Source organism: Micromonospora sp. NBC_01740 (genome assembly GCF_035920365.1).
Classification (GTDB): Bacteria; Actinomycetota; Actinomycetes; order Mycobacteriales; family Micromonosporaceae; genus Micromonospora; species Micromonospora reichwaldensis.
Map to the genome: position 1 here is coordinate 5976552 of NZ_CP109150.1, position 12346 is coordinate 5988897.

General features: G+C 74.7%; 2 protein-coding genes (1 of these 2 running past the window's edge). Both read right to left on the minus strand.

Translation table 11 applies throughout. The annotated features are described in order from the left end of the window. A protein-coding gene (locus OG989_RS26300; protein ID WP_327028804.1) for a non-ribosomal peptide synthase/polyketide synthase crosses the window boundary here: on the minus strand, positions 1–7317 show its beginning. The gene continues 16110 nt to the left of window position 1, outside the view; only the first 7317 of its 23427 coding nucleotides appear in the window; it begins with the start codon at positions 7315–7317; the stop codon falls past the left edge of the window. Next, entirely contained in the window at positions 7314–12326 is a 5013-nt protein-coding gene (locus OG989_RS26305; RefSeq protein WP_327028805.1) for a non-ribosomal peptide synthetase, read from the minus strand. The genes OG989_RS26300 and OG989_RS26305 overlap by 4 nt, the downstream gene beginning before the upstream one ends. Positions 12327–12346 lie beyond the last annotated feature (20 nt).

The following is a 12346-nucleotide window of genomic DNA, read 5'->3' on the forward strand; positions in this document are numbered from 1 at the left end:
GGCGGTGAGCTGGCTCATCACCTTCAGGTGCGCGGCCAGCAGCACGCTCTTCAGCGACGTGTCGGTACGGCTGGCCAGCTCGCGCAGGTCGTCCATCAGGTCGTGCAGGGGGACGCGGGTGCCGCACTCGTACTCCGGGACCGACTCGTCCTCGCCCCAGCCGGCGGGCAGCTCGAAGACCGGGCGGGCGACGACGTCCTGCCAGTAGTCGCGGTCCTCGGCCGACGCCAGCGCCTCGATCTCGCCGGCGACGAAGTCGGCGTATCGGACCGGGGGTGCCTCGAACGCCGCCGGTGCGCCGGTGTCGCGCAGGCTGCGGTAGTTGTCGAGGATCTCCATGAGCAGCGAGTGGTGGCTCCAGCCCTCGAGGATGCCGTGCGACATGGTCAGCACGAACCACCACGTGTCGTTGCGGCCGGCCGCCCCGGCGATGCGCATCTGCGGGACCTGGTCGGGGGTGAACGGCCGGGACCGCTCGGCGGCCAGGTACGCCCGCAGCCGGCTCTCGGCCTCCTCGTCGGTGCCGTCGCGCAGGTCGAGCAGCGTGACGTCGACGGGCACCTCGGCGTGCACGAGCTGCATCGGCACCGAGAAGCCGGTCAGGTCGAACGACGTACGCAGGATCTCGTGCCGGTCCACGACGGTCCGCACGGCCCGGCGCAGCGCGTCGCCGTCGAAGGCGTGCTCGTCGCGGATCGGGAACGCCGACACGTTGTGGTAGGTGCGCCGCTCCGAGTCGGAGAGGGTCACCACCAGCATGGCGAGCTGCACCTGCGCGCACGGGTACGCGTCGGCGAGCCCGGCGGGCAGCGTGGCCCGGTCGGCGTCGTCGAGCAGGCTGAACGGGGTGACGGCCCGGAAGGCGGGCGCCGCCTCCTGGTCGTCCCCGCCGGCGAGGTGCGCGGCCAGGGCGGCGACGGTGCGGTGCACGAAGACGTCGCGCACCGAGACCGGGTGCCCGGCGCCGCGCAGCGCGCCCACGAGCGCGATGGCGCTGATGGAGTGCCCGCCGAGGTCGAAGAAGCTGTCCCGGGTGCTGACCTGTTCCAACTGGAGCACCTGGCCCCAGATCTCCGCCAGCCGCTCCTCCAGCTCGGTCGCCGGGGCGACGTGCTGCCGCTGCGCGGGCACCGCGGTGTCCCACAGGGCGGCCCGGTCGACCTTGCCGTTGGCGTTGAGCGGGATCGCCTCCACGGCGACGAACTCGGCCGGGACCATGTACTCCGGCAGGTGCTCCGCGCACCGCTGCCGGATCCGGTCCGCCAGCTCCGTGGCCGGCGCGGCCGGCCGGTAGAACACCACGAGCCGGTCCGACTCGCCGACCAGGGCGACCGCGTCGCCGACGCCGTCGGTGCCCTCGACGACCGCTTCGATCTCGCCGAGTTCGATCCGGTAGCCGCGGATCTTCACCTGGTGGTCGACCCGCCCGACGAACTCCACCGCCCCGTCGGGCAACCGCCGCACCAGGTCCCCGGTGCGGTACATCCGCGCCCCGGCCGCGGTTCCGGGCTCGTTGCCGGCTCCGGCTGCGGCGAACGGGTCGGGCACGAACCGCTCGGCCGTCAGCGCCGGCTGACCCGCGTAGCCCCGGGCCACACCCACACCGCCCACGTACAGCTCGCCGACCACACCCACCGGGGCAAGGTGCAGGTCCCGGTTGAGCACGTACATCGTCATGCCCGGCAGAGCACGGCCGATCGGCACCACCGGACCCGCCTGCTCCACGTCCACCGGGAAGATGCACGTGCCCACACTCGCCTCGGTCGGCCCGTACTCGTTGACCAGACCGCCCGCACCCAACAACCCCAACCACCGGTTCGCCAACGCCGCAGGCAACGCCTCACCCGCGACCACCACCACCGCCGCCAACGACGCCAACGCCTCATCCGACAACTGCCGACCAAGAATCTCCAGATGACCCGGCGTCAACTTCAAGAAACTGAACGGCCCCGACGACGCCAACACCGCACCCAACTCGGCCAGATCCACATCCTGACCCACCATCACCACACGCTGACCCGCCACCAACGGCGCCCACAAATTCGGCACCTGCAAGTCGAACGCCACCGACGAGAACACCGCACAACCACCCGCACCACGCGACGCCAACTCACCCGCCGCCCACCGCACATGATTCGCCAACCCCCGGTGCGACACCTGCACACCCTTCGGCCGACCCGTCGACCCCGACGTGAAAATCACATACGCCAACTCGTCGAGACCCGTGGCGCGCACCGGCAGGGGAACGTCCGTCTCCCCGATGTCCTCGACGCGCACGACCTCCACGTCGACCGGGGCGAACCGGTCGGCGTACCGCTGCGAGGTGATCGCGACCCGGGCGCCCGCGTCGGCGAGCATGGCCGCGATGCGGCCCGGCGGGTACGACGGATCCACCGGCACGAACGCCGCACCCGCCTTCCACACCCCCAGCATCGACGCCACCAACTCGACGCCCCGGTCCAGCAGCACACCCACCACCGCACCGGCACCCACACCCCGGGCGGCCAACCAGCGGGCGACCTGCCCGGCCCGGGCGTCCAGCCCCGCGAAGTCGATCCCCGCGCCGCCCGGCACCGACACCGCCTCCGCCGACGGCGTCTCCGCCGCCCGCGCCTCGAACTCGGCCAGCACCGAACGCGACAACGGCGCCACCGCCGACGCCCCGTCGGCCAGCACCACCGACACCTCACCCGGAGGCAGGCACACCACCGACGCGTCACCGTCCACGTCGGCCACCATGGCCTCCAGCACCGCCCGGTACATGCCACCGAGGCGGGCGACCTGCGGCACGCCGAGGTGGCGCAGGTTGGCCTCCAGCGTGAGGAAGCCGAGCCGGCTGATCACGCCGAGCGGGAACTCGTTGGGGCTGTCGTCGATCGAGTCGGCGTAGTCGATCTCGTCGGTGTCGATCTGGTGGAAGTCGTGGAAGCTGAACCGGACGTCCAGCATCCGGCCGCCGTCGCCGACCTCCCGCTGGAGCACCGGCAGCGGGTACCGGCGGTGCGGCCACAGCTCCAGCTCCCCGGCGAACGTCCGCCCGATCAGCTCCCGCCAGGTCCGCGCGCCCGCGTCGTGCACGAACGGCACCGTGTTCAGGTGCATGCCGTAGACGCGGTCGGCGCCGGCGACCTCGGGGCGGATGTTGGACACCAGCCCGGTGAAGAACGACCCCGACCCGGTGAGCTGGCTCATCACCTTCAGGTGCGCGGCCAGCATCACCGACTTGAACGGCACGCCGGTCTGGCGGGCCAGCGCCCGCAGGCCCGGCTCCAGGTCGTGCAGCGGCACCCAGTGGTCGTACTGGGCGCCGTCGGCGGCGGTCGGGTCGCCCCAGCCCTCGGGCAGCACGAACCGGTCCCGGCCGGCGACCCGGTCGTGCCAGAAGGCGCGGTCCGTCCCCTCGCCGGTGGAGCGCAGCTCGGCGGCGACGGCGTCGGCGAAGCGCACCGGCGGCGCCGGGCGCGGTTCGACCGGCAGCCCGTCGCGGATCCGGTGGTACGCGCCGACCAGCTCCATCATCAGCGAGTGGTAGCTCCAGCCGTCCATGATCGGGTGGCACTCGGTGAGGGTGAGCCACCAGCTCCCGTCGGCGCAGACGCGCGCGTGCAGCCGGAACAGCGCCGGCTCGCCGAGGTCGAACATGTCGGCCCGCTCGGCGGCGATGAAGTCGCGCAGCTCCCGCTCCAGGCCGGCCCGGTCGGCGGCCTGCGCCCGGTCCATGCCGACCCGCATCTCGGCGGTGGCGTGCACGAGCTGCATCGGCACCGAGTAGCCGGTCAGGTCGAACGAGGTGCGCAGCACCTCGTGCCGCCGCACCAGCAGCGCGGCGGCCTCCCGGAACGCGTCGAGCGAGAACTCGCCGGCGTCGGGGATGCGGTAGGTGGTGGCGTTGAGGTAGTGGTTGTGCTCGTCGGCGAGCATCTCGGCGAGCATGCCGAGCTGCACCTGCGTGCAGGGGTACGCGTCGACGACGCCGTCGGGCAGCGCGGCCCGGTCGGCCTCGGAGATCAGCGCGAACGGCTCGGCGGCCGGCTCCGGCGCGGCCGGCGCGGGGCGTCCGGTGAGGAACTCCGCCAGCTCGGCGATGCTGCGGCGCTCGAAGAGGTCGCGCACCTGCACGTCGAAGCCGGCGGCCCGGATGGCGGCGGCGAGCGCCACGGCGCGGATCGAGTCGCCGCCGACGTCGAAGAAGCCGTCCTCGACGCCGACCCGCTCCAGGCCGAGCAGTTCGGCCCAGATCGCGGCGAGCCGCGCCTCCACCTCCGTACGCGGCGCCAGGTAGGGCCGGTCGGTGGCGGTGACGGCCCGGTCGGGTGCGGGCAGCGCCCGCTTGTCGAGCTTGCCGTTGACGGTCAGCGGCAGCCGGGCCAGCGGGACGAACGCCGACGGGATCATGTACTCGGGCAGGGTGCGGGCCAGCGCCGCGCGCACCTGCCCCGGCCGGGGCAGCTCCGCCTGCTCGTCGACGACCGAGTACGCCACCAGCCGCCGGTCGCCGGGGGTGTCCTCGCGGACGACGACCACGGCCTCGCGCACCCCGGGCAGGGCCGAGATGGCGGCCTCGATCTCGCCCAGCTCGACCCGGTAGCCCCGGATCTTCACCTGGTCGTCGATGCGGCCGACGAACTCCAGGCTGCCGTCGGCGCGCCGGCGGGCCAGGTCGCCGCTGCGGTAGAGGCGGGCGCCGGGCGGGCCGAACGGGTCGGGCACGAACCGCTGGGCGGTCAGCTCGGGCCGGTTCAGGTAGCCCCGGGCCACGCCGGGCCCGCCGACGTGGATCTCGCCGGTGACGCCGACCGGGACCGGGTTGCCGTACGGATCGAGCAGGTGGATGCTCAGGTCGGCCAGCGGGACGCCGACCGGGTTGGCGGTGCCGGTCAGGTCGTCGGGGCGCACCTCGTAGTAGGTGGCGTGCACGGTGATCTCGGTGATCCCGTAGAGGTTCAGCAGCCGGGGCGCGGCCAGCCCGCGCCGGGCCACCCAGGGGCCGAGGTCGCCGTACTCCAGCTTCTCCCCGGCGAAGATGACCGCGCGCAGCGCGAGCCGGTCGACGCGGGGGTCGCCGTCGCGGGCCAGCCCCACCAGGCCGCGGAAGGCCGTCGGGGTCTGGTTGAGCACGGTGACCTGCTCCTCGACCAGCAGGTCGAGCAGGTCGCCGGGGGAACGGGTGACCTCGCGGGGCACGACCACCAGCCGGCCGCCGTGCAGCAGCGCGCCCCACAGCTCCCACACCGACACGTCGAAGGCGTACGAGTGGAACAGCGGCCACACGTCGGCGGGGCCGAAGTTCAGGTCGTCCTGCGCCACGGTCGTCAGGCGCAGCACGTTGGCGTGGGTCAGGTACACGCCCTTGGGGCGGCCGGTCGACCCGGAGGTGTAGATGACGTAGATCAGGTTTTCGGGGTCGACGGCGACGCCCGGGTCGGTGCCGGGGCGCCCGGCGATCTCCCCGGCGTGCCCGGGGTCGTCCAGCACCACCACGATGCCGTCGAAGTCGGCGAACCGCGCCCGGTGGGCCTCGGTGGTCACCACGATCCGCGCCGCGGCATCGGTCAGCATGAAGTCGAGCCGGTCGGCGGGGACGCCGGGCTCCACCGGCAGGTACGCCGACCCGGACTTCAGCACGCCCAGCAGGGTGGAGACCAGCTCCGCGCGGCGGTCCAGGCAGACCGCCACCAGCCGCTCCGGGCCGGCGCCGAGGGCCCGCAGGTGGTGCGCCAGCCGGTTCGCGGTGGCGTCCAGTTCGGCGTACGTCCAGCGTCGCGCGCCGTCCACGACGGCGGTCGCGTCGGCGTGGGCGGCGGCGGTGGCGGCGAAGACGCCGTGCACCGTGCCGGTCACCGGCGCGGCGGGGCGGGCCGGGGCGGGGGTCGCCGCCGCGAGCTCGGCGTCGTCGAGGATGCGCAGCTCGGAGATCCGGGCGTGCGGGTCGGCCCCGACGTGCTCCAGCAGCCGGCCGAGGTGGTCGGCCATCCGCCGCACGGTGGCGCCGTCGAACAGCGCGGTCGCGTACTCCAGGTGCCCGCGCAGGCGGCCGTCGGCGCCCTCGACGACGTGCAGTTGCAGGTCGACCTTGGCGACCCGGGTGGGTAGCCAGAGCGTCTCGGCGGCGAGGCCCGCCGGCCAGGCGCCGCCGGGAGCGTCGTCGCCCAGGGTGAAGGCGACCTGGTAGAGCGGGGTGCGGGACAGGTCCCGTTCCGGTTCGAACTCGTCGACCAGCAGCGCGAACGGCACGTCGGCGTGGGCGAAGGCGTCGCGCACCGTGGCGCGGGTGCCGCGCAGCAGGTCGGCGAAGGTGGGGTCCCCCGTCCAACTGCCCCGCAGGACGAGGTTGTCGATCCCGTACCCGACCAGGTTGCGCAGCTCGGCGCGGTCGCGCACGGACGTCACGCTGCCCACGGGGATGTCGGTCCGGCCGGTGTGGCGCGACAGCAGCGCCTGGAAGGCGGTGAGCAGGGTGACGAAGAGGGTGGTCTCCGCGCCGCGGGCGATCTCGCGCAGCGCGGCGGAGAGGTCGGCGGAGAGCGCGAACGGGACCGACGCGCCCCGCCAGTCGCGCACGCGGGGCCGGGGCCGGTCGGCGGGCAGCTCCAGCGGGGCGATGCCGGCGAGGCGGTCGCGCCAGTGCTCCAGGTGCCGCTCCAGCGGCTCGCCGCGCAGCCGGTCGCGCTGCCACGCGGCGAAGTCGGCGAACTGCACGGCCGGCGGCGTCAGCGGCGAGGACTCGCCCCGGACGTACGCGCCGTACAGCTCGGCCAGGTCGCCGAGGAGCACCGCCGTGGAGGGCGCGTCGCAGGCGATGTGGTGGAGCACCAGCACCAGCAGGTGCTCGGCCTCGTCCAGGCGCAGCAGCGTCGCCCGTACCGGCCACTCGGTGGCCAGGTCGAAGCCGGTGGCGGTCAGCTCGGCCGTCGCCTCGGCGACCCGGTCGTCGCGCTCGCACCCGGCCACCCCGGAGAGGTCGACCAGCGGCAGCTCCTGCGGGCGGGGCTCGTCGACGACCTGCACCGGCGTCAGGTCGGCCATCGCGTACCGGGTGCGCAGGATCTCGTGCCGGGCGATCAGGGCGTCCCACGCCCGGGCCAGCGCGGCCCGGTCCAGCGGGCCGCGCAGCCGCAGCGCCGAGGAGACCAGGTACTCCGGGCTGGTGGGGTCCAGCCGGTTGAGGAACCACATCTGCTGCTGGCCGAAGGAGAGCGGGAGGTCGCCCGAGCGGTCGACGGTCGGGATCCCGGCGCGCCGACCGGCGGCCCGGCCCGCCAGCCGGCGTTGGACGAGCGACTCGCGCAGGTTGGGCTGGTTCGCGGTCGAGGTCATGCCTGGTGCTCCTTGGTCTGCCGCAGGTCTTCGGTCAGGTCGGCGTCGGACAGCGCGTCCACCTCGGCCCGGATGAGGTCCTCCACCGCGCCCGCCATCGCCTCGACGGTCGGGTGCTCGAAGACGAGCCGGAGCGACACGTCGAGGTCGAACTCCTCCTGGAGGCCGGCGACCAGCCGGCCCGCCAGCACGGAGTGCCCGCCCATGGCGAAGAAGTTGTGCCGTACGCCGACGGGCACGCCCAGCAGGTCGCTCCAGATCGCGCAGAGGCGTTCCTCGACGACCGTGCGCGGCGCGACGAGGCCGTCCTCGGTGCCGGCGGCGCCGGTCGACACGGCGTCGGAGAGCAGGTTGAGCAGGGCGGCGCGGTCCACCTTGCCGTTGGCGTTGAGCGGGATCTCGGCCACCGGCACGAGCAGGCTCGGCGTCATGTAGTCGGGCAGCAGCCGGGCGCAGTGCGCGGCCAGGTCGGGCGCCTCGCCCCGGTGGAAGGCGACCAGCCGCTCCTCGTGGACGACGACCGCGCACCGGGTCACCCCGGGGTGTTCCTCGACGACGGCGCGGATCTCGCCGAGTTCGATGCGGTAGCCGCGCACCTTCACCTGGTCGTCGGCCCGGCCGACGAAGTCCATCACCCCGTCGGGGCGCATCCGGACCAGGTCCCCGCTGCGGTACAGCCGGCTGCCCGGCGGCCCGTACGGGTCGGGCACGAACCTCTCCGCGGTGAGGTCCGGCCGGCCGGCGTACCCGGTGGCCAGGCACTCCCCGCCGATGTACAGCTCGCCGACGACCCCGAGCGGCAGCAGCCGCAGCGCGTCGTCGAGCACCCGGACGGTGGTGTTCGCCATCGCCCGGCCGATCGGCACGATGTCGGTGGTCTGCGGCGTCTCGACCGGGTGGGCCGTCATGATGACGGTGGTCTCGGTCGGCCCGTAGCTGTTGGTGAGGCCACCCGGCCCGAGCCGGTCCAGCCACCGGTTGGCGGTCTCCTTGCGCAGCGCCGCGCCGGCCGTCCAGATCAGGCCGGAGAGCTGACCCGCCTGCTCGTCGTCGAGCTGCTCGGTGAGCAGTTCCAGGTGCGGCGGGGTCATGATGAACCGGTCGAACGGGCCGGCCTTGACGAGCAGGGCGCCCAGTTCGGCGATGTCGAGGGCGGCGGGCAGCAGGGTCACCGCCTGACCCGAGACCAGCGGGCTGAACAGGTTGGGAATGGACAGGTCGAAGGCGATGGTGGTGAACAGCGGCGCGCCGTCGCCCCGTCCCCCGCGCGCGCCCCGGTCGCCCAGGGCCTCGGTCTCGACGGCGCAGGCGAGGAAGTTGGACACCGCCCGGTGCGGCAGCGCCACGCCCTTGGGGCGGCCGGTCGAGCCGGAGGTGAACAGCACGTAGGCCGTCTCCTCCGGGTCGGTGTCCCGGCCCGGCCGGTGGGTGGGGCCGGCGCAGACCATCAGCCGGTGGGTGTCCACGTGCAGGGTCGGCACGGTGAACCTGGGCGCGTACGCCGCCTGGGTGACGCCCAGCTCCACGCCGGCGGTGGCGAGCATGTGCCCGATCCGCTCGGCGGGGTACGACGGGTCGAGCGGGAGCACGGCCGCGCCCGCCTTCCAGGCGCCGAGGATCGCCGCGACCAGGTCGACGCCCCGGTCCAGCAGCACCGCCACCACCGCGCCCCGGGCGACGCCCGAGCGCCGCAGGTGGTGGGCGAACTGGTTGGCCCGGTCGTCCAACGTCGCGTAGGTGGTGGTGAGGTCGCCGTGCCGCAGCGCCACCGCGTCCGGCGTCCGGCGTCGCTGGGCCTCGAAGAGGTCGCAGACGGTCGCGGCGGAGCGGGACACGGTGGGCCCGTGCACCTCGTGCAGGAGCAGGTGGCGCTCGCCCGGCGAGAGCAGGTCGAGGTCGTCGAGCGGGGTGCCCGGCTCGGCCACCGCCGCGGCGAGCAGCCGGACGAAGTGCTCGGCCATCCGCCGCACGGTCGACTCGTCGAACAGGGCGGTGGCGTACTCCAGGCTGCCGGCCAGGGTGCCGTCGGGGCGGGGCCAGACGTGCATCGTGAGGTCGGTCTTGGCGATCCGGGCCGCCCGGCGCAGGGCGTCCAGCAGGGCCTCGTCGTCGGTCGACTGGCCGGTGATGCCGCCCTCCTGGGCGTTGAGCATCACCTGGTAGAGCGGGGTGCGGGAGAGGTCGCGGACGTCGACGAGGTCGTCGACCACCCGCTCGAAGGGCAGGTCCTGGTGGGCGAGGGCGGCCAGGGTCCGGGACCGCACGGCCCGCAGGGCCGCCTCGAACGGGGCTGCCGGGTCCAGGGTGCAGCGCACCACCACGGGGTTGAGGAAGACCCCGGCGATCTGTTCCGCCTCGGCGGGGCGTCGACCGGAGGTGGGCGCGCCGACGGCGACGTCCCACTGCCCGCTGTAGCGGGCCAGCAGCGTGGCGAAGCCCGCCAGCATGGTCATGAACGGGGTCGCCGAGCAGCGCCGGCCCAGCGCGGTCAGCTTCTCCGCGAGCTGCGCCGGCACCTCGAACTCGACGTGCGCCCCGCGCGGGTCGCGCTCGGCCGGCCGGGGCCGGTCCAGCGGGAGGGTCAGCTCGGGCACCCCCGCCAGGTGTTCGCGCCAGAAGCCGAGCTCCCGCTCGACCCGGTCGTCGGTGAGGTACCCGCGCTGCCAGGCCGCGTAGTCGGCGTAGTGCACCGTCAGCTCCGGCAGGTCGGGCTCCCGGCCGGCGGCGCCGGCCGCGCAGAGTTCCCGCAGGTCCCGCTCCAGGACCCCGGCGGTGGTCGCGTCGGAGGCGATGTGGTGCAGCGCCACCAGCAGCAGGTGGTCCGCCCCGGCCGAGGTGACCAGGGTGGCCCGCCACAGCGGCCCGGTGCGCAGGTCGAAGCCCCGGCCGAGCTGCGCGTCGACGAGGTCGACGAGCGGGACCTCGGCGGCGTCACGGATCGTGAGGTCGACGGGGCCGGGCGGGTCGATCCGCTGGTGCGGCTCGCCGTCGTGGGTCAGGTAGCGGGTGCGCAGCGCCTCGTGCCGGGCCTCGAGCGCGGTCAGCGCCGCCCGTACGGTGTCGGGGGTCAGCGAGCCGGGCAGGCGCAGGTAGAGCGGCACCACCCACTCGGGGCTGCCCGGGTGCAGCTGGTCCAGCAGCCACAGCCGCCGCTGGGCCGGGGAGAGCGGCAGCGCGCCGGTGCGGGGCACCGGGACCACCGCCGGCGTCGCGGGGTCGCCGTCGGTCAGCAGGGCGGCCTGCGCCTCGACGGTGCTCGCGGCGAGCAGCTCCCGCAGCTCGATGCGCACGCCGGACTCGGCGGCGAGGCGGCTGGCGAGGCGGACGGTCACCAGCGACGACCCGCCGAGCTGGAAGAGGTCGTCGTGCACCCCCACCCGGTCGACGTCGAGCAGCTCCTGCCAGAGCCGGGCGACCAGGCGCTCGGCGTCGGTGCGCGGGGCCAGGTAGGCCGTGCGGTCGGTGGTCTCGACGGGCGGCAGCGCGGCCCGGTCGACCTTCCCGCCGGTGGTCAGCGGGAACTCCGCCACCGGGACGAACACGGCCGGCACCAGGGCGTCGGGCAGCCGGTCGGTCAGGAAGGCCCGCAGCTCCGGGCTGCTCAGGGGGCGCCGGCTGGCGACGTACGCGGCCAGCCGGGGGCTGCCGCCGGGCTCGGCGAAGCCGACAACGACCGCCCGCCGGACGTCGGGGTGGGCGGCCAGCGCGGCCTCCACCTCGCCCGGCTCGATGCGTACCCCATTGATCTTGAGCTGGTCGTCGGCGCGGCCGACGAACTCCAGGCTCCGGTCCGAGCGCCACCGGACCTGGTCGCCGGTGCGGTAGAGCCGCGCGCCGGGCGGCCCGTACTCGTCCGGAACGAACCGCTCCGCGGTCAGGTCGGGCCGGTTGAGGTACCCGCGGCCGAGCCCGGCCCCGCCCACGTAGAGGTCGCCGACCACGCCGATCGGCACCGGCCGCCGGTTGGCGTCCAGCACCTGGAGGCGGAGGTTGTCCAGCGGCCGGCCGATCGGCACCGGCCCGGTGCGCTGGGCGAGGTCGACCTGCTGGGCGGTCACGTCGATGGCGCACTCGGTCGGGCCGTAGGTGTTCCAGACCCGGGTCCCGGGCGCCACCGCCAGCCGCTGGCACAGCTCGGCGTGCAGCGGCTCGCCGGCGGAGAAGACCAGCCGCAGCGTGGTGCACCTCGGCCAGTCCGGCTCCTCCGTCACCAGTTGCAGCACCGAGGGCACGCCCTGGAGCACGGTCGCCCCGGACCGGACGACCGCCGCCACCAGCGCCGCCGGGTCGCGTTCGGCGCCGTCCGGCGCGAGCGCCACCGTCGCCCCGCAGATCAGCGGGGCGAAGAACTCCCAGCCGGCCGCGTCGAAGCTCACCGCGGTCTTCTGCAACACCCGGTCCGCCGGCGACAGGCCGTGCTGCCGGACCGTCCAGGCCACCCGGTTGCCGATGGCCCCGTGGGTGACGACCACGCCCTTGGGACGGCCGGTCGACCCGGAGGTGTAGATGACGTACGCCGCGTTGTCGGGGTCGATGCGGATTGCCGGCGCGGTGTCCGGTCCGGCCGCGATCCGCGCCCGGTCGGCGTCCAGGCAGACCACGTGGGACGGCCCGGCCAGGGCGCCGTCGCGCAGGTCGGTCTGGGTGAGCACGACGTCCACCCCGGTGTCGGCGACGATCCACCGTCGCCGGTCCACCGGGTGCGCCGGGTCCAGCGGCAGGTACGCGCCGCCGGCCCGCCACACCCCGAGCAGGGCGACCACGAGGTCGACTCCCCGGCGCAGGTACACGCCGACCGTCGACTCCGGACCGACGCCCAGCCCGACCAGGTGCTGGGCGAGCTGGTTGGCGCGCCGGTCGAGTTCGGCGTAGCCGACCCGTACGTCGCCGGCGAGCACCGCGGTCGCGTCGGGCGTCGCCGCGGCCTGGCGGGCGATCAGGTCCGGCAGGACGACGGGGTCGACCGTGCCCGCTCCGGCGGCCGGCAGGGTGGACAGAGGGGTGCTCATCGGGGTGCTCCTCCGGGGTG

Excerpts from the sequence above, each read along its gene's own strand:
- OG989_RS26305 (WP_327028805.1), bottom strand. The coding sequence starts at position 12,326 with ATGAGCACCCCTCTGTCCACCCTGCCGGCCGCCGGAGCGGGCACGGTC.